This is a genomic window from Mycobacterium sp. 852002-51163_SCH5372311 (genome assembly GCF_001667115.1).
Taxonomy (GTDB): Bacteria; Actinomycetota; Actinomycetes; order Mycobacteriales; family Mycobacteriaceae; genus Mycobacterium.
Window position 1 is genome coordinate 114,610 of sequence record NZ_LZIJ01000090.1, and the last position, 21,456, is coordinate 136,065.

At 66.1% G+C, this 21,456-nt stretch carries 15 protein-coding genes and 1 pseudogene; 6 read left to right on the plus strand and 10 right to left on the minus strand.

All coding sequences use genetic code 11. From position 1 onward, the window contains the following. Positions 1 to 21: 21 nt before the first annotated feature. From A5791_RS12790 to A5791_RS12805, 4 genes are read right to left on the minus strand one after another with little or no spacing between them, the layout of a single operon-like run. Positions 22 to 1,023 (minus strand): HAD-IIA family hydrolase, encoded by a 1,002-nt coding sequence (locus A5791_RS12790; protein WP_067236612.1) that lies wholly within the window; start codon positions 1,021 to 1,023, stop codon positions 22 to 24. A 15-nt stretch (positions 1,024 to 1,038) separates the two neighbouring features. Further along, positions 1,039 to 1,815, minus strand: coding sequence for a tetratricopeptide repeat protein (locus A5791_RS12795; RefSeq protein ID WP_156661204.1), 777 nt, complete (start codon positions 1,813 to 1,815; stop codon positions 1,039 to 1,041). Positions 1,816 to 1,849: 34 nt separating this feature from the next. Then, the gene (gene tyrS, locus A5791_RS12800) at positions 1,850 to 3,136 is read right to left on the minus strand and encodes a tyrosine--tRNA ligase (protein WP_067236615.1); all 1,287 of its coding nucleotides are present in this window, start codon (positions 3,134 to 3,136) and stop codon (positions 1,850 to 1,852) included. An 11-nt stretch (positions 3,137 to 3,147) separates the two neighbouring features. After that, complete coding sequence (locus A5791_RS12805; RefSeq protein ID WP_067236618.1) at positions 3,148 to 3,759, minus strand: DNA-3-methyladenine glycosylase; 612 nt, start codon at positions 3,757 to 3,759, stop codon at positions 3,148 to 3,150. 57 nt (positions 3,760 to 3,816) lie between these two features. Here A5791_RS12805 and A5791_RS12810 point away from each other — a divergent pair, with 57 nt between their 5' ends. From A5791_RS12810 to A5791_RS12820, 3 genes are read left to right on the plus strand one after another with little or no spacing between them, the layout of a single operon-like run. Continuing rightward, the gene (locus A5791_RS12810) at positions 3,817 to 4,581 is read left to right on the plus strand and encodes an ABC transporter ATP-binding protein (protein WP_067236622.1); all 765 of its coding nucleotides are present in this window, start codon (positions 3,817 to 3,819) and stop codon (positions 4,579 to 4,581) included. Beyond that, positions 4,515 to 5,345, plus strand: a complete 831-nt coding sequence (locus A5791_RS12815; protein ID WP_082966883.1) for an ABC transporter permease — start codon at positions 4,515 to 4,517, stop codon at positions 5,343 to 5,345. Before A5791_RS12810 ends, A5791_RS12815 begins: the two co-directional genes overlap by 67 nt. Positions 5,346 to 5,349: 4 nt before the next feature. Further along, positions 5,350 to 5,970, plus strand: coding sequence for a TetR family transcriptional regulator (locus tag A5791_RS12820; protein WP_067236629.1), 621 nt, complete (start codon positions 5,350 to 5,352; stop codon positions 5,968 to 5,970). On the opposite strand, the gene A5791_RS12825 is transcribed toward A5791_RS12820, so the two are convergent. Continuing rightward, positions 5,936 to 6,163 (minus strand): Trm112 family protein, encoded by a 228-nt coding sequence (locus A5791_RS12825; RefSeq protein ID WP_067236632.1) that lies wholly within the window; start codon positions 6,161 to 6,163, stop codon positions 5,936 to 5,938. The two genes, A5791_RS12820 and A5791_RS12825, sit on opposite strands and share 35 nt — an antisense overlap. Then, entirely contained in the window at positions 6,156 to 9,206 is a 3,051-nt protein-coding gene (locus A5791_RS12830) for an acyl-CoA synthetase (RefSeq protein WP_156661206.1), read from the minus strand. The genes A5791_RS12825 and A5791_RS12830 overlap by 8 nt, the downstream gene beginning before the upstream one ends. 99 nt (positions 9,207 to 9,305) lie before the next feature. Here A5791_RS12830 and A5791_RS25975 point away from each other — a divergent pair. Beyond that, positions 9,306 to 10,624, plus strand: a pseudogene (locus A5791_RS25975) (adenylate/guanylate cyclase domain-containing protein). 4 nt (positions 10,625 to 10,628) lie between these two features. Here the strand turns inward: A5791_RS25975 and A5791_RS12845 are convergent. Then, positions 10,629 to 12,161: an HNH endonuclease signature motif containing protein gene (locus A5791_RS12845; protein ID WP_067236642.1), complete on the minus strand. Its 1,533-nt coding sequence runs from the start codon at positions 12,159 to 12,161 to the stop codon at positions 10,629 to 10,631. Between the two features lie 254 nt (positions 12,162 to 12,415). On the opposite strand from A5791_RS12845, the gene A5791_RS12850 reads away from it, so the two are divergent. Continuing rightward, the gene (locus A5791_RS12850) at positions 12,416 to 14,188 is read left to right on the plus strand and encodes an ABC-F family ATP-binding cassette domain-containing protein (RefSeq protein ID WP_067236645.1); all 1,773 of its coding nucleotides are present in this window, start codon (positions 12,416 to 12,418) and stop codon (positions 14,186 to 14,188) included. Here the strand turns inward: A5791_RS12850 and A5791_RS12855 are convergent. Further along, on the minus strand, positions 14,162 to 15,898 hold the full coding sequence (locus tag A5791_RS12855; protein ID WP_067236649.1) for an NAD-binding protein: 1,737 nt from the start codon (positions 15,896 to 15,898) through the stop codon (positions 14,162 to 14,164). The genes A5791_RS12850 and A5791_RS12855 overlap by 27 nt on opposite strands. 423 nt (positions 15,899 to 16,321) lie before the next feature. On the opposite strand from A5791_RS12855, the gene A5791_RS12860 reads away from it, so the two are divergent. Then, positions 16,322 to 17,605: a cytochrome P450 gene (locus A5791_RS12860; RefSeq protein ID WP_156661213.1), complete on the plus strand. Its 1,284-nt coding sequence runs from the start codon at positions 16,322 to 16,324 to the stop codon at positions 17,603 to 17,605. Between the two features lie 10 nt (positions 17,606 to 17,615). On the opposite strand, the gene A5791_RS12865 is transcribed toward A5791_RS12860, so the two are convergent. Then, positions 17,616 to 20,726 carry a type I polyketide synthase gene (locus A5791_RS12865; RefSeq protein ID WP_067236655.1) on the minus strand — a complete coding sequence of 1,037 codons (3,111 nt, stop codon included), beginning with the start codon at positions 20,724 to 20,726 and terminating at the stop codon, positions 17,616 to 17,618. 16 nt (positions 20,727 to 20,742) lie between these two features. Then, the coding region (locus A5791_RS12870) for a phosphopantetheine-binding protein (protein ID WP_231995883.1) at positions 20,743 to 21,456 on the minus strand (714 nt) is incomplete at its 5' end.

Sequence of the window (21,456 nt, forward strand, 5' to 3'; positions counted from 1 at the left end):
CGCTCCTACGCTAGTCACCGGCTAGTCGGTCTGCACCAGGGACCAGCGGAGCAGCGCATCACGAGCGCGGTCGTCACCGGCCTCGATCTGCACCGATCGGTCCGCTTCCCACACCGCGCCGGCGACGGCACGCACGATCGACAAGCCGTCACCGTCCTGGTCGCCGGCCGCGCTGACCGTCACCGCGTGGTCGCTGACGTCGACGTGCCAGCCGGGCTGCGGACCTACCGCGAGCTGCTTGGCCTGCTTGTGTAGACAGCGCAGGTCCTGGCCGATATAGGTGGGCCGGTGCGCCGGCTCGGCGTAGACCGCGTCCCGTGCGTTGTTGACCCCGGTCAGCACCATCAAGCTGGGCAGCCCCGCCGCGTTGGCCCCTTCAATGTCGGTATCCAATCTGTCCCCGACCACCAGCGGCGCACGGAAGTCGCCCCGACCCACCGCGTCGGTCATCAGTTGTGTCCCCGGCTTGCCCGCTACCTGCGGTTCGGCACCGGTGGCGGTTCGTAGCGCGGCCACCAGGGACCCGTTACCGGGCAGCAAGCCGCGCTCGGTGGGCAGAGTCGGGTCGACGTTGGCCGCCACCCACACGGCGCCGGCCCGGATCGCCAGTGCCGCTTCGGCCAGCTCGGCCCAGCCGATGGCGGTGGAAAGGCCCTGTACGACGGCCACCGGCTCGTCGTCCCAGCGACGCACCGGGCAAAGACCGACGGCGGCGATCTCGTCGGCCAACGCCTCGGTGCCCACGACCAGCACCCGCGAGCTCGGCGACAACTGACCTGCCAGCAGGTGCGCGGCACTTTGCGCACTGGTGACGACGTCGTCGCCCGAGGCGGAGAACCCGAGTTCGCGCAGGTGCGCCGCGACTTCCTCGGCGCTGCGCGACGCGTTGTTGGTGACGAACAGCTTGCGGCTGTGGACCTCGGCCAACGACTGCACCGCGCCGTCGGTGGGCTGACGACCGCGAAACACCGTGCCGTCGAGGTCTATCAGCAGGCAATCATATTCCTGCGCAATGCTTTTCATTTCGAGCCCGTCACGTCAGCCAAGCTCGCCGACCCGCTCTTCGGCGTCGGTGACACCGTCGACGTCGGCGCTGGCGGCACGCAGAAACCATTGCAGCGCTTCGTCTTTGCGGTCCAGCGCCAGCAGCGTGTCGGCGTACGCGTAGAACAGCCGCGCGGCCGTGGTGCCGGTGCGGGCCGGGTCGAGCTGCGGAGTGGACAGCACGGTCAGCGCCTGTTCCAGCTGACCCAGGTCCGCGCGGGCACCGGCGGCGACGATGCGCAACTCGTCGGCGTCGTCACCGGTGAGCTCGGCCGCTTCGGGTCCGCGGGCCAGTTCGATGGCTCGCTGCGGTCGCCCGAGCCCGCGTTCGCAATCGGCGATCAGCGCCAGCAACGAGGACTTGCTGCCCATTCTGCGGGCTGCCCGCAATTCGGCCAGCGCCTGTGCCCAGTCGCCGCAGTGGTAGGCCGCAATTCCGACGGCTTCGCGGACCGCCGCGATCCTGGTGGCCCTGGCCCGCGCCGCGCGAGCGTGGCTCAGGGCGGCTTCCGGGTCGTCGTCGATCAGCTCGCCGGCAGCAACCAGGTGGCAGGCCACCACCTCGGCGGTGGCACGGCCCAAGGTGCTCAGTTCTCGCCGAATTTCGGGTGCCAGTTGCCTTGCGTCTATACCCGCCGGCAAAGGTGGGCCCTGCTCGACGGCGCGGTCGCCGTTGGCGGGAGTGCTCTGCGGTTGGACTGGGCGCGCCCGACCCGGACCCGACCAGGCTTTCGCTCGCGGTCGTCGGTCACCATGTCTGTCGTCACCCACTCGTCAAGGTTACGGGCAGCTCAGCCGACCCGCGCTAGAGCCTTTCTATCCCGGCGATATTGCGCTTGCCGCGGCGCAGTACCAGCCAGCGGCCGTGCAGGAAATCCGACGGCTGCGGGGTCCATTCGTCGTTGTGGACGCGGACATTGTTGACCGAGACACCGCCTTCGCCGATCGTGCGACGCGCCGCTTTCCGGCTTTCGGACAGGCCGCTGGCCACCAGCAGGTCGACGATTCCGTCGGGACTGCCTGGCTTGAGCTCGGCGACCGTCGTCTCGCGCAATGCCGCGCCCAGCGTCTGCTCGTCGAGGCGGCCCAGCTCGCCCTGGCCGAACAGCGCGCGGCTGGCGTGCTCGACGGCCGCGGTGGCGGCCTCACCGTGCACCAGCACGGTCAGCTCGGCGGCGAGCCGGCGTTGGGCCGCACGCTGCTGGGGGCGCTCGGCAGTGGCCTGCTCCAGCTCGGCCAACTCCTCGGCCGGCAGGAAGGTGAACCATCGCAGGTAGCGGATCACGTCGGCATCGGCGGTGTTGACGAAGTACTGGTACCAGGCGTACGGGCTGGTCATCTGCGGGTCCAGCCACAAGCTGCCGCCGCCGGTGGATTTTCCGAACTTTGAGCCGTCGGCGGCGGTCACCAGCGGGACGGTGAGTGCATGTACTGCCGCGCCCAGCTTCTGGCGGACCAGGCGCACACCGGCGATGATGTTGCCCCACTGGTCGGAACCGCCGATCTGCAGCGTGCAGCCGTACCGGCGGTGCAATTCCACGAAGTCGTTGGCCTGCAGCAGCATGTAACTGAACTCGGTATAGGAGATGCCCTCGCCGTCCAGGCGTCGCCGGATCGTGTCGCGATCAAGCATCACGTTGACCGAAAAGTGCTTACCGACGTCGCGCAGGAACTCGATGGCCGACATGGGCCGCGTCCATTCGAGGTTGTTCTCGACGACCGCGCCCGTGGCTGAGTTCCCGGAATCCGAGAAGTCGACGAAGCGCTCCAACTGTCCGCGGATCCGGTCGGTCCATTCGGCGACGGTCGCCGCCTCGTTGAGGGTGCGCTCGCCGATCTCCCGCGGATCACCGATCATGCCGGTGGCGCCCCCGGCCAGCACGATGGGACGGTGACCGGCGCGTTGAAACCGCCGCAACGCCAGCAGCGGCACCAGATGTCCGGCATGCAGGCTGGGCGCTGTGGGATCGAAGCCCGCGTAGACCGTCATCGGCCCGCGTTGCGCTTCAGCACTCAGCGCGTCGAGGTCGGTGGACTGTGCGATCAACCCGCGCCAGCCCAGCTCGTCGACGATCCCAGAAGTCTCAGACATCCCGCAGAACTCTAGTCGCTGGTGCCGGGGGCCGGCGCTCGCGGACTTCGCCGGTATGCGGACACCTCGGGCCGGCCCGCGAGCCACAACCGCCACGGCCGGTCGGCGGCCTGACTGATCCCGACGCGCGGGCCCGCCACCGCCGCAACCGGCTCGTTGAGTTCAAGGGTTACCGGACTGCCCGGATCGAACACGTCAATCCCGTTGTCGTCCATCGTGATTCCCAGGGCCGAGCACAGGTTGCCTGGCCCGCGGGCCAGTGCGGCGGTACGAATCAGCTCGCCGCGCCGGGAGCGGGCGACGTCGAGGCCGTCCTCGATGGCGCAGGCTCGCAGCAGCACCGCGGCCGCGGTGCCGTCGGGTCCACAAGCGACATTGGCGCAGACATGGATGCCGTGGCTGCGGTAAGTGTAGAGCCGCCCGGGCGGCCCGAACATCACGGCGTTGCGACCGTTGGGGCCGCGGTACGAGTGGGCCGCTGCGTCCGGCCACGGGCCGTCGGGAACTCCGCCGTAGGCCTCGACTTCGACGACGGCGGCACGTACACCCCGGCCGGCGATGGTGGCGCCGAGCAATCGATGCGCGGCAGCCACCGGGTCGACGTCGAGTTGCGCAGCGCTCACCGGTCAGATTGTGCCCCGCCCTTGACAACGGCCCGCCGGGAGGTGAGTATTCATCACATGATGACTTCATCGTCCGATGAATTATTTCAACACGGCGCTGATTCAGCCGTCAGCATCAAGCACCTCAGAGTGATTCGCGGGAAACGGCCCGCGCTGCACGACTTCTCGGTGGACATCGCACGCGGCACCATCACCGGCCTGCTCGGCCCGTCGGGCTGTGGCAAGAGCACGCTGATCCGCAGCATCGTCGGCACTCAGATCGTTGCCTCCGGCAACGTCACCGTGCTCGGTCGCCCGGCCGGGTCCGCGGACCTGCGCCACCAGGTCGGCTACCTGCCGCAGGATCCGACCATTTACCCCGACCTGCGGATCGTCGACAACGTCCGGTACTTCGCGTCGCTCTACGGGTTCGATGCTGATGCCGCCGACGAGGCCATCGATCGGGTGGGCCTGACCGATCACCGAACCGCGCTCTGCCGCAACCTATCCGGCGGTCAGCGCACCCGGGTGTCGCTGGCCTGCGCGCTAGTCTGCCAACCCGAGCTGCTGGTGCTCGACGAACCCACCGTGGGCCTGGATCCCGTACTGCGCGTGGACCTTTGGAAGCAGTTCACCGAGCTTGCCGAGGGCGGCACCACGCTACTGGTGTCCAGCCACGTGATGGACGAGGCCGACCACTGCGGCGACCTGCTGCTGATGCGCGAGGGCCACCTCGTCGCCCACACCACCCCGACCCAGCTACGAGAGGACACAGGATGCACGTCACTGGAGGAAGCGTTTCTGTCCATCATCCGGCGCAGCACCGAGCTCCGGGCCGGGTAGGGCTTGCTGGACAACTCAAGCCGTATGCGGCCACCACGACGCGGATCCTGCGTCAGCTGGCCGGGGATCACCGCAGCGTCGCGATGATCTTGGTGGTGCCCCTCGTGGTCATCACGCTGATGTACTTCATGTTCGAAAACGCCCCGCACCGGCCCGGCGCCCCGACGCCGTTCAACAACGCCTGCCTGATCCTGCTGGGCCTTTTCCCGCTGTTCGTGATGTTCATCATCACGTCGATAACCATGCAGCGCGAACGAGCCTCGGGAACCCTGGAGCGCATTTTGACCACACCGCTGCGCCGGCCCGACCTGCTGCTCGCCTATGGCACCGCGTTCTCGGTCGCCGCTGCCGCGCAAGCCAGTGCGGCTTGCCTGTTTTCGTTTTGGCTGCTGGGTTTCACCACCGCCGGCAGCCCCATCTGGGTGTTCGTGATAGCGATCGTCAACGCGATCCTGGGAGTGGGGCTGGGGCTGTTGTGCAGCGCCTTCGCCCGCACCGAGTTTCAGGCCGTGCAATTCATCCCGCTGGTGATGGTTCCCCAGCTGCTGTTGGCCGGGGTGATCGCCCCGCGCAGCACAATGCCACACTGGCTGCAATGGATCAGCAATGCGATGCCGGCCAGCTACGCGCTGGAAGCCCTGCAGCAGGTGGGCGCACATCCGGAACTGACCTACATCGCCGTTCGCGACATCGTCGTGGTGCTGGCGTTTGCCCTCGCGTCGCTGTGCCTGGCGGCCGCGACGCTGCGCCGACGGACACCGTAACGCGTTGACTACCAAAGCAACTCGCCGGCGGCCTGGCCGCCCCGCCGGCAATTCGGACACTCGCGAACGCATCCTGGTCAGCGCGCGAGAGCTGTTTGCGCACAACGGAATTGATCGAACCTCGGTACGAGCCGTGGCCGCCCGGGCGGGCGTGGATGCCGCGCTGGTGCACCACTACTTCGGGACCAAGCAACAGCTTTTCGCGGCCGCGATCCACCTGCCGATCGATCCGATGGAAGTGATCGGGCCGATGCGGGAAACCCCGGTCGAGGAACTCGGCTACAAGCTGCCGTCCTTGTTGTTGCCGTTGTGGGATTCCGAGCTGGGCGCCGGCCTGATCGCGACGTTACGATCGCTGATCTCGGGCTCCGAGGTCAGCCTGGCACGCTCGTTCCTGCAGGAGGTCATCAGCGTGGAAGTGGGGTCACGCGTTGACAATCCGCCGGGAACGGGCAAGATCCGCACGCAATTCGTCGCGTCTCAGCTGATGGGCGTGGTGATGGCGCGCTACATCGTAAAGATCGAGCCGTTCGCATCGCTGCCGGCCGAACAGATCGTGCAGACTATCGCGCCGAACCTGCAGCGTTACCTCACCGGGGATCTTCCGGACGGCCTCGCGCCATGAGCCGGGCGTGCTCGTCGTCGTCGACGTCCCTGGCTTCGTCCACCAGGAGCACCGGAATGTCGTCCTCGACCCGGTAGGCCCGCCGCAGCCGCGGGTTATAGAGCAGCACTGCACCGTGACCGTCGTCGGTGAGCACCAGCGGGCCCCGGTCAGCCGGGCAGACCAGGATGTTCAGCAGCGAATCGTCAAGCATCGCTTCGCCGATGGTCCCCGATCAGCTCTGACCGCACCGCCGGGGTCAGCCGCCGGAACTCTTTGCCGTCCGCGTCGAAGCACCACGTCTGGCGTCCCGGTTTGGGGATGCCGGCAGCCCGCAGAGCGCTGACGTCGGGACGGTAGGTGGTCAGGCTGAGCGGCAGGTCCGGCACCACGTGCACGATGTCGGGTCCCCGGCCGACGGGCATGTTGGCGATGGCTTCGGTCAGGCCGGCCGCCGTGATCGTCGCGCCCGGCAACAGTGCGACCGCGGTGACCGCCACCTGTTTGGTTCCCACCGACACGCTGTACGTGGCCGCGAGATCGACGCCGTTGATGCAGCCCAGTGCGTCGGTGACCAGCTCTGGATACACAATCCCCCGCTTGCTGTGGATCACCGAACCGCGCCTGCCGGCCAGCCAGTAGTCGCCGTCCTCATCGCGCCGGAACAGGTACTCGGTCGATATCCAGGTATCCGCGGGCGCGAAGACACCGCGCTTGACCGACGCGGTCGGATCGATCGGGCCGTTGGATTGCGCGAGCAGGACACCGATCTGGTTGACCTCGGCGACCTGTACGAAGCCGCGGTCGTCCTCCAGGATCAGGTCATGTTCGGCGTCGTAGGCGCCGAGTTCGACGCGGCCGGCACCCGGCAACGGACGACCCTTGCTGCCGATCTTGGCGCCGGACACGTTGGCCAATACCGCCTGTCCGTCGGTGGTGGCGAAGAACTCGACGACGTGAGCTGGCGCGAATGCCTCAATCACCCGCTGCCACAATCCAGTCGGCATGCCCGAGCCGATGAACAATCGCACCGGATGGTTGCCCTGGAGCACGAACGCCGGATCGTCGACGACCTCACGCAGCATGGCCCATGTGTACGAGACAACCGTGACGCCGTATTGCCGTATCTCCTGGACGAACCGGTCCGGCTGCAGGCCGCGCGACAGGGCGATGCGGGTACCGCCGACGACCGCGCCGCCCAGATTGACCAGCAGCGCCGACTCGTGATGCAGCGGCGTCAAGCAGTAGACGGTGTCCTTGCGATCCAGAGAGGCAGTCGATGCGGTTCCGAACGCCGACACCGCCCAGCGGTAGTTCGTGATCTGCTTGGCGACCAGCTCGCCGCTGGCGGTGGTGAAGGCGATGGCCGCCAGGTCACGCGCCAACGCCGGGTTGGGCCGATACCACGCCGGCAGTTCGACGGCGTCGGGGTCGATCTTTTCCATGTCGATGACTTGACCTTGTTCCAAGGCGTCCTCGGGGAGGCGGAGATCGCGCGTCTCGCCACCACCGAGCACCAGCACCTGCCCCGGCTGTTGACGGGCGGCATCGAGATTGGTCGGGTCGGTCAGAATCTCGGTGACTCCCCCAAGCCGGATCATTTCGGCCAAGTCGGCGTCGGGCCGCATCACCACGGCGACGGCCCCCAGCCGGGACAGCGCTGCGATCGCTACCAGCGCACTGGGCCGCGTCTCCATCAGCACGCCCACCCGGTCGCCTTGCCGCACCCCGACCTCGATCAAACCGCGGACCACGTTGTTGATACGCCGGTTCACGGCCTCGTAGGTGTGCACGCGCCCGTCGAACAACAGGAATTCGCCCTGTGGGGCGTCGTGGGCCTGCTCGTCGATGATGCGGCCCAACGAGATTCGCGTGTGGTCGTTGAGCTGTCCCAGCCGGGCGAGTCGTGGCAACGTCCGGGCCGTCTCCACGGCGAGGGTTCGCATCGACTTGTTGGCCGCGACTACGGCTTCGGCCGTTCCGCGGGCCAGCGCGAGCGCCGCCTCGGAGACTTCGCCCAAACCGTGGGCGAGGCGGGAGCTGAATGCGACACCGCTGTCGGTGTGCTCTTCCGGCTGGTCGGCCATCAGGTCGATGTTGTCCGGCTTGTCGCCGCCGCCGGAAACCCACCGCACCCACTGCGCAACCGTGGGCCAGCTTTCCCTGGCGGCCCTTGATCCGACGACTAGTCCGAAATGCCCTGTGCGAATTGAGTATTCGAACACTTCGGCATTGGGTGCGGCTCGGCGGATGCCGCGCACCGATGCCGGCTGGCCGATGTCGTCGACCTCGCCGACGAATGCCAGTACCGGGCAGGCGATGTCGGTGAGGGTCACCATCTGCCCGTTGATGGCAAAGCCACCCGTCATCATTCGGTTGTGGGCGATGAATTGCTTGAGCAGCTCGGAGATCGCCGGGCCGGACCAAGCGATCCAGCCTTCGCGCTCCAGGAACCTGCGCTGCTGTTCGCGCGGCAGTAGCGCCTCGCGGTCGTGCAGCTGACGCACGAAGTCGACGCGGGCCTTGGCGGTCTTTAGCGGATCCATCATCTGAAAACCGGTACGCGCCATCCAGCTGGGGATATTCAACCGGTTGAAAACGTGATCGGCCATGAAGTCTGCAATGGCGGGAGCCATGTTCGCCGGCAAGCCCATCGGCAACGCGGCCAGCGTGTCCACCGGGGAGCCGAATGTGACGATGCTGGCAATGCTTTTGGAACGGCGATATGCCGCGACCTGATAGCACCACATTCCGCCCTGCGAATATCCGACCAAGTGAACGTCTTGGCCGGTGGCGTCCCTGACCGTGCCGATCGCCTGACTGAGCGCCACGATGTGGTCGGCCAGGTTGCGGCGCATGCCACCCTCGACCTTGTCCGGCGAGCCGAAGTCGATGACCCAGGGATCGAGCCCATTGGCGTGCAGGATCCCCACCGCGCCGTCCTGGCGGGTGACATCCCACATGTCGGCCGACATCATCATCGGGTGCACCATCAGCACCGGCGGCCCTACCGGCGCCTTCCCCGGCCGGCTGTCCGGCGGGAAGTACCGCCTGAGCTTGTACATCGGTACGCTCTCGACGATCTGGCACGGCGACGGGACGCTGCCAGTTTCCAAGCCCCCCAATCGAAGGACTTCCAAACCGTTCTGTGCCGTAGCAACCAGACGCTCGACGGGTCGTGTGACCACCGACAAATTGAGATCCACTACTTGCTCCTGGTGCTCCCGTGTCTTGACAGCGTGGTCATCATGGCACATCTGCGGGCCCCGCGGTTTTAGTCGGACCGGGTGCAGGACGCGGGCTGCTGCGGGTTTGCTCTCGGGGGATTTCGGCGTTCTTCGGCTTAGACTTCTGCGGTGTTCTCCGAGACGCGCTATGCGCTGAACGGGGATTTGCGCGTCGCGTATCGGACGTCCCGCGAAGGACCTCGCGACATCGTGTTCGTCCCGTTTTGGTTCACCTGCTGCGAGCTCCTTACACAAAACCCGTCCATTCAGGGGTGGCTCGAGGCGATGACATCGCTCGGCCGACTCGTCTTATTCGACCAGCCGGGCACAGGAGCATCCGATCCCGTCACTCCGGACGCTCCGCCGACCTTGGAACAGTGGGCCGACAGCATTACTGCGGTACTCGACGATTTAGGTAGCCGCGAGGCCGTCCTCCTCGTGTTCGGCGGCGCGCTGTCGCCGGCGGCGCTTTTTGCGGCAACATATCCGTCCCGCACCACAGCGTTGGTGGTACTCGAGGGCTATGCGACACACATGAGTGGACGCGTTGACGGAGTCGACTCGAAAGAAGTCCTCGCGGGCCTGGTCGCCAAATGGGGAACTGGCGAGTTCCAACATGTGGTCAATCCGGACATGCCGTGGAACGAGGAGATCCGGTCGACGTGGGCACGGCAAGAACGACTATCGGCGAGTCCAGGGACTTTCTCCCGCATGCTGCCCGTAGTGGGCGAGTTGAACGTGTGGCCGGTCTTCCCGACAATCCGCGCGCCTACCCTCGTGCTCCAGCACGTCGATGATGTGTTCATCCCGCGCGCGATGGGCAAGGACGTCGCCGATCAGATACCCGGCGCCAAATACGTTGAGCTGCCAGGGCGCAACATGTATCACTTCGTGGAGCCGTGGCGTGCGTCCTTTCAGGAGATCGCCGAGTTTCTCACAGGTCATCAGGCCGACGTGGCCGACGATCGGGTGCTGGCTACGGTGTTGTTCACCGACATTGTGGATTCGACGCGACGCGCCGCGCAGTTGGGTGACCGGGAGTGGCATGCGTTGCTCGATGCGCATGATGCGGTAGTGCGCGCACAGCTGGCCCGGTTTCGGGGTCGCGAGGTCAACACCTCCGGTGACGGGTTTTTGGCGGTATTCGACGGCCCGCAGCGCGCGATCCGCTGTGCGGTGGCGATTCGCGATGCGGTGCAGGCCTTGGGTCTGCAGGTGCGCGCCGGGTTGCACACCGGTGAGTGCGAGGTCCGCGGCGAGGACTTGGGCGGGATCGGGGTGCACATCGGCGCGCGGGTGAGCGCGCTGGCCGGGCCCAACGAGGTGCTGGTGTCTGGCACGTTGCGCGATCTGGTGATCGGGTCGGGGCTGCGGTTCGCGGACCGCGGCGCCTATGAGCTCAAGGCGTGCCCGGGCAGTGGCGGCTGTTCGCGGTGGCCGGTGGGTAAACCCTTAGAAGGGTGGGGGTGCGTCCGGGTCGGGATCGTAGCCCGGTGGTGGATTGGCACGCAGGGCATGGGCTTCGGCTTCAGCTGTGGCTTGGCGGGCTTGCGTGCGGGCGGCGTGGTTTTGGGCGCGTTCGGTAGCCACGCGGTAGGCGCGGTCCTTGGCGCGGGTACGGCGCCGCTTGGGCATCATCGCCGAGCGGTCAGCGCAGGGAGGCGCCGGCGAGGCGTCGGTTTCGACGGCGGGCATCCCGCCCACGGCGTAACACAGGCTGGGGAACAGCAGCGCACTGCCGGGGGTGGTGACGTGGGTCTGCCCGGCCGGTGAGGTCAAGATCAGGGTGCCGTCGGGCAGTTGCTTTTCGGTCCAGCCCCAAAAGGTTTTCACCAAATGATGGGTGCGGCAGTAGCACTTCAGGTTGGCCGCGTGGGTGGGCCCCCCTTTGGCGTGCGGGATGGTGTGGTCGAGGTCGCAGCGCATGGCCGGTACGTCGCAGCCAGGCCAGCGACACGTCAAATCCCGGCAGCGCACGAAATCGGCCAACGCCTTCGACGGGACATAGCCGTCCTCGGGTGGGGCATCCCCGGGGTGCACCAGCGGCACCATTTTTGCCGTCTGGGCCAGCTCGGCGAGCAGTTCGGGGGTGATCAACCCATCGGTGCCGACCTCCCAACCCGGCCCATCGCCGGGTGGGGCGATCAGGTGAATCGCCACCGGGGAGGCCGCCGGACGCCCCCCAGCGGCACAGTCGGCCCGCCGACAGCAACACCCCAACCGATCCGCCCCGGCGGCCAGCGCCCCCAGCGCATCGGCGCGGCGCTGGGCGTGGGTGCGCGGATCATGGGCACACACCGTGGCAGCCAGCGCCGAGAGGCGTTGGTCTAGGGCATGGGCGTCGGTGCTAAACAGGCTGCCCTCGATGCGGGCGATGCCGTCCAGGTCGCCGCCGATCCAGACCTCGCGATCGGCCTGCTTCTTGGTGCGGCGGCGCACCGCATCGGCATCCAGGCGCGCCACCAGGGTATCTACCCTGCCCGATAGCCGGGCGGTGGTCATCGAGGGCCAGCGGGTCACGTTGGCGGCCACCAGCTCATCCACCCGGGCCAACACCTCGCGGTCGGTGATCAAATCGGTGCGATACACAATGGTCTGAAACGCCCGATAGTCGATGTCGCCGTTGATGAACACCGCCGCGGTCTTGGGCAGTTGTTCGCGCATGGCGCGGGCATAGCGCAGCCGGCTGGCCGCCAGACCCTGGCTGATCCGCAACCCCGCGGCTACCTCGGCGGCGACGGCCTCCATGGTGTCGATCGCCCAGTCCTCGGTCTCCGAACACCGCGATAACCGGTAGGCGAACAACTCCCCGATCGCCACCAGCTGCGCCGCGGCGGCCCGATTCTCCGCGCGCACCGCCGCGCTGGCCCGCTGCACCCACGCCGCCGACTCGGTGGTGGGTGCGCGCAGCTCGCAGCGCGCGGCCAACTCATCGAAGTAGGCAATCACCTGCTCCTGCGACCACCCACCACCTTGTTCGAACATACGTTCGAGTATGCCACAGCCCTCTGACAACTTTTGGCAGGAATTTTGAATGGGTGGGGGCGTCGCGAGAACAACGGCCAAAGACGGTCGCGCAGGAAGACTCGTCATCCACGCATTTTTCCGTCAGACTGGCCGGAGGCGGGGCGACCTCGTCAGTGCCGACCTCTGGTCTGGCTTAAACATCAACGCTTGAACAGCGTTTGAGGCGCCCCGCCCCAACCCGGCTCAGCGCTTCGGACGGTAACTTTGGCCCAGTGGCGCACCTGCTCGGAGCCGAAGCCGTACACCTGCAATATCCGACGCAGGTGGTCTTCGAATCGGTCACGCTGGGCGTCAACGACGGCGCACGCATCGGCATCGTAGGGCGAAACGGAGACGGTAAGTCCAGTCTGCTGCGTCTCCTCACCGGCCAATTACAGCCGGACGCCGGCCGGGTCACCCTGCGCAGCGGCCTGAGAACCGGCGCCCTGAGCCAGGCGGACGCGTTGGATCCCAGTCACACGGTCGGCTGGACGCTGGTCGGCGATCGGCCTGAGCACCAGTGGGCCGGCGACGCCCGCGTCCGCGATGTGGTAAGCGGACTGGTGTCCGACATCGCCTGGGACGCAATGGTTTCGACGCTCAGTGGCGGTCAGCGGCGGCGAATCCAACTGGCTCAGCTGCTTATCGGCGAATGGGATGTGATCGCTCTCGACGAGCCCACCAACCACCTTGATATCGAAGGGATCACCTGGCTGGCGGCCCATCTGAAGCAACGCTGGGCCCGCAATACCGGCGGGCTCCTGCTGGTCACCCACGACCGTTGGTTCTTGGATGAAGTCGCCACAACGACCTGGGAAGTGCACGACGGGATCGTCGAGCCGTTCGAAGGTGGTTACGCCGCATACGTGCTGCAGCGCGTCGAGCGGGACCGGCTGGCCGCGGCAGCCGAAGCCAAGCGCCAAAACCTGATGCGCAAGGAGCTGGCGTGGTTGCGCCGCGGCCCACCGGCACGCACCTCGAAACCGAAGTTCCGGATCGAGGCCGCCAATCAGTTGATCGCGGATGTGCCTCCTCTTCGCAACACCGTTGAGTTGGCCAAGCTGGCTACCGTCCGTCTGGGTAAGGACGTCATCGATCTGCTCGACGTGTCGGTCTCCTTCGAGGGCCGCCAGGTATTGCGCGATGTCGAATGGCGGATCGCCCCAGGGGAACGCACCGGCATCGTCGGAGCCAACGGCGCCGGTAAGTCCACCCTGCTCGGATTGATCGCCGGCACTATCGCTCCTGACACCGGCCGGGTCAAGCGGGGCAAGACCGTTCGGCTGGCGGTGCTCGACCAGCAAGGCGACGACCTGGCACCGCTCGCCGACGACAGGATCGCCGACGTGCTGGGCCGGCTGCGCAGCGACTACCACGTCGACAGCCGCGAGGTCACCCCGGCCCAACTGCTGGAACGTCTCGGCTTCGCCCGCGGACAGCTGTCTGCGCGGGTCGGCGATCTTTCCGGGGGTCAAAAGCGCCGGCTGCAGCTGATGCTCACGCTGCTGGAGGAACCGAACGTGTTGCTGCTCGACGAGCCCACCAACGACGTCGACACCGACATGCTCACCGCCACAGAGGATTTGCTCGACTCGTGGGCGGGCACGTTGATCGTGGTATCTCACGACCGGTATCTGCTCGAACGCGTAACCGACCAGCAGTACGCGATTCTGGACGGCCAATTGCGCCACCTGCCGGGCGGCATCGACGAATACCTGCGGCTGGCTGCCGATACCGCCCAGCCCTCAGGGCCGGTGCGACCGGCGACCGAGCCGCAGGTCATGTCGGGCGCGCAGCGCCGTGCCGCCGAAAAGGAGCTGGCCTCGGTTGACCGCCAGCTGGCTCGCCTGGCCGATCGGATTGCCGCCAAGCACACCGAACTGGCCGCCCATGACCAGGCTGACCACGTCGGCATTACCAAGCTGACCCAGGAGTTGCGGGCGTTGGAAGACGAGGTCGCCGCGACAGAGGGCCGCTGGCTAGAGCTTTCGGAGGCGCTCGAATGACCCGCTTCCTACGCTGTGCTCGCGCCGCTGTCCCTTACGCAGGGTGTCCAGCAACTCCCGGTACGGCCCGACCAGATAGGCCGTGTCGCCTGCTCTCAACCGGGTATCGCGGCGGGGGTGCAGCCTGACCGGTTGGTCTTCGCGAGTAATCGCGATGACGCGGGTCTGGGTGGACATTTCGAACATGGTCAGCCCATCTAGTTCGCTGCCGGCCTCCACGAACATCGTGCCGATCATGAAAGAGCTCTGGCCGACCGAAAACGTCCCCAGCACCTGCAGTCCCATTGCGGCACCGATAAACCACGGCGCGGACAGTTCGACGGCCGACCGGACGTTCTCGAATCCGAACCGCTGCGCCACGGCGAAGCCCAGATCGCGGTCGTAGACCCGCAGCACAATCGGAACGTCGGGCCGCTGCAGCTCCGGCATCACGTCGGGACCGTACATCTCGCTCAGCACGATTCCGGTCTCGATGTTGACCATGTCGTCCTGGGTCAGCACCGCGACCGCGCGGGCACGGTCGATGCCCGCCGACTCCAACGTCTGACGCAGCGTGGCGTCCCCGAAAATGACCGGCACGTCGAGATCGGCCGCCACCGGCAAGAAGGGGTTGTCGTCGTCGTTCTCGATCACCGCTGCGTCGTATCCGGCGGCGGTCAAATCGCTTACGACGCGGATCCCGAGCGAGCCCAGTCCCACGACGATGACGTGGTTGCGCAGATGGCGCACCCGCCGGCGCCCGGCGGAGTGCGTGAACCGCCGGGACAACAGCAGATCTGCGATGAACGCGACCAGGAGAGCAGTAGTGGTCATGCCCACGAACATCAACATGACGCTGAACAGTCGCAACCAGGTGGGCTGCTGGGCAAAGCTGAAGTCGCCGTAGCCCACCGTGGTGATCGTTTCGGCGCTGAAGTACAGCGCGTCCAGCCAGGTGATGCCGGGATGCCGCAGGTAACTGAAGCGCAACACGATCGTCGAGCCGATGAGCAGGACAACCCCGACCACCGACGCGGGATAAAAGGCCGGGTTGACGTCTTGGCGCACGGTTCGCGCGGCGTCGAGCACTCGCCGCAGCCGCGGCCGGCCTGCGCGTGTGCCGACACGCCCGGGCACTTTGACGCCGCATGCCGCCAACTGGTCGGCGGTGCCGATCATCGCTGTCCAATCACCCGCGTGCACTCGCAGATCACGGCCTGGACATGCCACCACATCGCCTGGGGCAGCAGAGTTTTCGCCCCGAATCACCGCCGCTGGCGCCAAATCGCCGTAGAGATCACGCAAGGTCGCATCGCGCGGCGCCTCGGTCCCCCATACGACGAAGTTGATGCCGGCCGCCTCGAACGGATGTGTCGTGCTCGCCAGGCATGCCTCGACGACCGACGGCGCCGAGAGGTCAGCGACGTCGAGGATGGCACCGGGCCCGTTGTCGGCGGCCATTGCGGTGCGCAGCACGTCGTTGGCCAGCCGCGCCACCACGCGCACCTCGGGGTTGGCTTTCCTTGCCAGCAAAGCGATTTCGAGGTTTTTCGCATCGTCAGCGCCGGCGCAGACGACGGCGCACGCAGTGGCGACACCGGCGTCGGCCAATTCTGCGTCGGCGAGCCTGACAATTCGCGCGCCGGCTTTGTTCAGCTCCTCGACAATGGTCGTCGCAAGCGCATCGTCACCGCTGACAATGATGTGGCGGTCAAGTCGGTCGTGCACCATAAACACCCACTTCCACTGGCACTGGCGTATCTATCGGGTGACCGGCCGGCGCAGTGACGGTGTCAGGAGCAGCTACCGCAAAATACGCGAAGCGGCTGTGCCGGGGCCGGATACAAGCGATATGGATTTCGGAAACGGACTATCGCTCGGACTCATCTGGCCCTCACCTCCTTGCCGCCAGGACACACGTGGGTGTCGCAATTGTTAGTGCACTGATGGAGGGTATGTCCAGTGGCCCATGTCCACCCACACGCCTCACCGAGCGAGGTGCTCGCGAAGCCAATAATGACTGGCTGAGCAGCCCAGGTCAATCAGCTTCGCGCAGCGGGAAGCCGCACGACGATCAGGTACTGTCGAGCCACGGCCGTCGTCGAATTGCGAACCGCGCGGGGAGGAGCCATGGCGGAACAACCGTATAGGACGGTGCGCTACTGGCCCGGCGAGGCGTTGCTGGCGCTGTACCGCCGGCGTGGCGCGGTGCTCAATTCCGGAGTCGGGCGGCATGGCTACACGTATTTGCTGGGGGCCGAGGCGAACAAGTTCGTGTTCGCCAATGCCGATGCGTTCAGTTGGCGGGAGACTTTTGAGAGCCTGGCTATTGTGGACGGTCCGACGGCGCTGATCGTCAGTGACGGAGACGACCATCGCCGCCGTCGCAGCGTGGTGGCGCCCGGGCTGCGGCACCGCGAAATCCAGCACTACGTGCAGACCATGGTGTCCAATATCGACGCGGTAATCGACACTTGGCGGCACGGCCAACAGGTGGACCTCTACCAACAGTTCCGTTCCGCTGTCCGGCGCAGCACCGCCGAATCGCTGTTCGGTCAGCGCCTGGCCGTCCACTCCGATTTCCTTGGCGAACAACTCCAGCCCCTACTGGACATGACGCATCGGCTGCCGCAGGTCATGCAACTGCAGCGGCGGGTCAACGCACCGGCCTGGCGGCGAGCGATGGCCGCCCGTACACGGATCAACGACCTCGTCGACGCACAGATTGCCGACGCTCGATCCGCGCCCAGACCAGACGACCACATGTTGACAATGTTGATCAACGGTCGTGGCGAAGAAGGCTATGCCTTGGCGGACAACGAGATTCGCGATCAGATCATTTCGATGATCACCGCCGGGTACGAAACCACCAGCGCTGCCCTGGCTTGGGCGGCCTATACCCTGTTGAGCCTGCCCGGCGCCTGGGACGTCGCGGCCGACGAAGTGGATCGTGTCCTCGGCGAGAGACCGCCGGCCGCGGAGGACCTCGATGCACTCACCTACCTCAATGGCGTTGTGCACGAGACTCTTCGGTTGTACTCGCCCGGTGTTATCTCCGCGCGCAGGGTGATGCGCGACCTGTTCTTCGACGGGCATCGCATCCCGGCGGGACGATTGCTGGTGTTCAGCGCATACGTCACTCACCGGCAGCCCGAAATATGGTTGAAGCCAACAGAGTTCCGTCCGCAGCGCTGGGATCCGGCTTCGACCGAGTATCGCAAGCCCGCGCCGCACGAGTTCATCCCGTTCAGCGGGGGCATGCATCGGTGCATCGGGTCGCTCATGGCCACTACCGAGATGACCGTGATGCTGGCCCGGCTGGTTGCCCGGACCAGGCTGCGGCTGCCGGCTCAGCGCATCCGGGCGGTCAACCTCGCGGCGTTGTCCCCTCATCCAGGGCTGACCGTCGAAGTCAGCGACTCAGTGCCAGTTCACTAGCGCCCGTGGGTCACTGAGCGTCATCCGTATCGGCGTCGTCCGTGTTGAGCGCCATCGCTATCAAGTCATCAGGGGTCAGTGAGTCGATGACGTCTTCTTTCGTAGCGGGGGCGGGATGGGACGTCTCGGTCCGTCCGGCCAGCAGTAGCAGCTTGTCGAGTAATCCCGTCTTGCGAAGCTCAGTTAGGGGAATGTTCCTCAGCGACGACCAGATCTTCTCTTCGTCGGATTCTTTGCGGCCGTGGAGTAATAGTTGCGCGAGATGATCGGCCAGCACCGTCGGGGTGGGATAGTCGAAGATCAAGGTGCGAGACAAAGCCAACCCGGTGTCGGCTATGAGGCGGTTGCGGAGCTCGACACCGGTCATCGAGTCGAATCCCAGGTCCTGGAATGCTCGCTCGGGGTCGATGTCATGAGCGCTGGAGTGCGCAAGGACAATTGCCGCACGCGAGCACACCAACTCCACCAGCTGACGCTGTTGATCCTTGGGGTCCAATCCCTGCAATTGCCTGGCCAAACCAGCCGGCTGATTCGCCACCGCCGGCGCTTCCCCGTCCGCTCTACCTTCACCCAACCAAAACCGTTGCCGTACGAAGCCATACGTCGGCAGTCCCACGACCCGAGCGCCCAGACCGCCCAACACCGCTTGCCAGTCCACGGCCAGGCCGGTGGTGAACGACTGCCCCAGTGCGGTCAGCAAAGATTCGATCTCCGGACGGTCCTTGCCCAAAGTCACCACCAGCACCGGCCGCTCAGCGGTCAACGACTGCTCTATCGCGGCGGGTAGCCCGGCCCCGGGGCCGACCTCCACGAACACCCCGGCGCCCAGCGATTCGGCGGTCTGCACGCCGTCGGCAAAGCGAACCGGCCGGCGCACGTGCTCAACCCAGTACTCCGGCGACCCGTATCCCGCACCGGCCAATCGCCCAGACACGTTGGCCACCAGATTGATCCGCGGCTCAGCGGCAGAAACCTCGGCGGCGACCCGAGAGAATTTATCGATCATCGGTTCCATCAATGGCGAATGGAACGCGTGCGACACAGCCAGTCGATGCACGCGCCGGCCCATCCCGGCCAACCGCTCGGCTACCGCGTTTACTGCGGCCGCCTCACCCGAAAGCACCACCGCGTTGGGTCCGTTGACCGCCGCGATACCCACACCTGCGTCCAGTAACGGTGCCACCTCGTCCTCGCCGGCGGCCGCGGCGACCATCACGCCGCCTTCGGGCATCTCAGCCATCAACCGTCCCCGTGCCGCGACCAGCATCGCGGCATCGGTCAGCGACAGCACTTCGGCTACGCATGCCGCGCTGATCTCGCCCACTGAATGGCCCATCACGAAGTCGGGCTCAACACCGCAGTACCGCAACAATGCAGCCAACGCCACTTCGACGGCAAACAAGGCGGGCTGCGCAAACTCCGTACTCTGCAGCAGCGTCGCGTCGCTGCCCCACATCACTTGCCGCAGTGGTAGCCGTAGATGTCCGTCCAACGCGTCGGCTGCCTCGTCAAACGCCTTCGCGAACACCGGAAACCGGCCATAAAGAGCCGATCCCATTCCCAACCATTGCGAACCCTGTCCGGGGAATACGAACGCCGTCTCGCCGGCCGATTGGGCGCGGCCGACCACCACACCCGCGGCCGGCTCATCTGCCGCCAACGCCGCCAGTCCGTCCATCAAGGCAGTGCGCCCGGCCCCCACCACAACGGCCCGGTGGTCGAACACCGCTCGCGTCGTGACCAGCGACCATGCCACGTCCGCCGAATGTAGGCCTTCGTCAGCGCCCACCCACGCCAGCAGACGTTCCGCCTGATTCGTCAAGGCCTGCCGCGAACGACCCGACAGCACCCACGGAACCGCAACGTCGATGTCATCGCGTTGCACTGCAACGCTTTCCAGCATCTGCGCTTGTTCGGCTGGAGCTTGCTCCACGATAAGGTGCGCGTTCGTCCCGCCCATTCCGAAGGACGACACCCCCGCCCGCCTGGGTCCGTCGTCCGCCGGCCACGGCGTCAGCGTCGTGTTGACCTGTAGCTTAAGGCCTTCCAGATCCACCGCGGGGCTTGCGTTAGCGAAGTTCAGACTTGGTGGTACCGCGGCGTTTTCGATGGCCAGCACCGTCTTGATGAGCCCCGCGATGCCCGAAGCGCTTCCGGCATGTCCGATGTTGGTCTTGACCGATCCGACACTGAGCGGGCGGGTGCGACACCGACCAAAAGCCTGCCCGAGCGCCTCGGCCTCGATAGGGTCGCCGATTTCGGTGCCGGTTCCGTGAGCCTCGACGTAGTGGATCTGATTGCTGTCCAGACCGGCGCAGGACAAGGCGCGCGTCATGACGTCGACTTGCGCCGAAGCCGACGGTACGGTCAGCCCGGCCGTGCTGCGCCCGGCGTTGCCGACGGCGCTGCCGCGAATGACCGCGCGGACGCGGTTGCCGTCCTCGAGGGCGGCGCGTAACGGTTTCAGCAGTACCAGGCCGCCACCTTCGCTCCGCACGTATCCATCCGCGCGTGCGTCGAACGCGTAGGTGTGGCCCGACGAGGACAGCGCGCCGAATTCCGTTTCCAGCATTGCTGTTTCGCCCGCGAGGTTGAGATTGACCCCGCCCGCTATCGCTAACGGCGCCTCGCCGGTACGCAGGCTTTCACACGCCAGGTGAACGGCGACCAGCGAGGACGATTGACCGGAATCAACGGTCATGCTGTTGCCGTGCATGCCGAAGGTATACGAGATCCGGTTGGCGATCATTCCCCGGCTGATGCCGGTATACGAGTGGTGATCGAGATTATCCGGAGCGTCGCGCAACGTGAGATAGGCGTAGTCGTCGTTCGTCGCGCCGAGGTATATAGCGACTTGTTCTCCGGACAGGGTTTCCGGCACGACGCCCGCCTCTTCGAGCAGTTCCCAAGTCAATTCGAGCGCGAGTCGCTGGCGGGGATCCACTGCGCAGGCCTCGCGCGGCGAAAGATTGAAGAAGTCGGCGTCGAATTCCGCGACGTCGTCGAGGGCATTCTCGGAAACTTCGAGCCCGTCGTGCAGTAAGCGCCAGAAGTCACCTGGGTTACCGGCGCCGGGGAACCTGCATGCGAGTCCGATGATCGCTATGTCAATCGGTGGCACGGCACCTCATAGCGGGTCATACTGGGAAATCTTTGTCTAGCATGGCCAGGAGTTCGCTTTCGGCGGCTTTGCCGATGTCCTGGTCCTCGTTGCAGAACGGATTGGGCGTGGATTGCGAAGCGGTTAGCTCCGCCAGGATTTTTTGTATCCGGGAGCTCAGCTGTGTCTTGTCGTCGTCCGTCCAGCCAGGTTGATTGACCAATGTCTGTAGTTCGCGGGCGATGTCCTCGAAACGAGCCAACTTGTCTGGTTCGCTGGTCGGCGCGCCGGTGTTGACCGTCACCGCGGCGAGCTGCTCGCCGACGTGTTGGGCGAGGGCGCTGGGGGTGGGGTAGTCGAATATCACGGTGGGTGAAAGGGTGAGTCCGGTGGCGTTTTTGAGCCGGTTGCGTAGTTCGACGGCGGTCAGGGAGTCGAAGCCGAGATCCTGAAACATGCTGTCGGCGTTGATGTCTGCGAGAGTGCGACCCAAAACTGTTGCCGCGTTGGTGCACACCAGCTCTACCAAATGGTGGTAACGCTGTTCAGCATCCAGCCCCTGCAGCCGTGCCGCCAACCCGGAGAGCGACGCCGTGCTGTCGGAATCAGCGATCAGTCGCCGCCCCGGGCGAGGGGCCAGGTCGCGCAGGATCGGCGGCAGTGTGGTGCTGGCAGCGAGTCCGGCGGTGTCGAGGTGGGTGGCGATCATCAGGGGGTGGTCGGTGAGCATGGCGTCGTCGAACAGTTGTAG

Excerpts from the sequence above, each read along its gene's own strand:
- A5791_RS12830 (WP_156661206.1), bottom strand. The coding sequence starts at position 9,206 with ATGTGCCATGATGACCACGCTGTCAAGACACGGGAGCACCAGGAGCAA.
- A5791_RS12815 (WP_082966883.1), top strand. The coding sequence starts at position 4,515 with ATGCACGTCACTGGAGGAAGCGTTTCTGTCCATCATCCGGCGCAGCAC.
- A5791_RS12825 (WP_067236632.1), bottom strand. The coding sequence starts at position 6,163 with ATGCTTGACGATTCGCTGCTGAACATCCTGGTCTGCCCGGCTGACCGG.
- A5791_RS12810 (WP_067236622.1), top strand. The coding sequence starts at position 3,817 with ATGATGACTTCATCGTCCGATGAATTATTTCAACACGGCGCTGATTCA.
- A5791_RS12845 (WP_067236642.1), bottom strand. The coding sequence starts at position 12,161 with ATGTTCGAACAAGGTGGTGGGTGGTCGCAGGAGCAGGTGATTGCCTAC.
- tyrS (WP_067236615.1), bottom strand. The coding sequence starts at position 3,136 with ATGTCTGAGACTTCTGGGATCGTCGACGAGCTGGGCTGGCGCGGGTTG.
- A5791_RS12855 (WP_067236649.1), bottom strand. The coding sequence starts at position 15,898 with ATGGTGCACGACCGACTTGACCGCCACATCATTGTCAGCGGTGACGAT.
- A5791_RS12790 (WP_067236612.1), bottom strand. The coding sequence starts at position 1,023 with ATGAAAAGCATTGCGCAGGAATATGATTGCCTGCTGATAGACCTCGAC.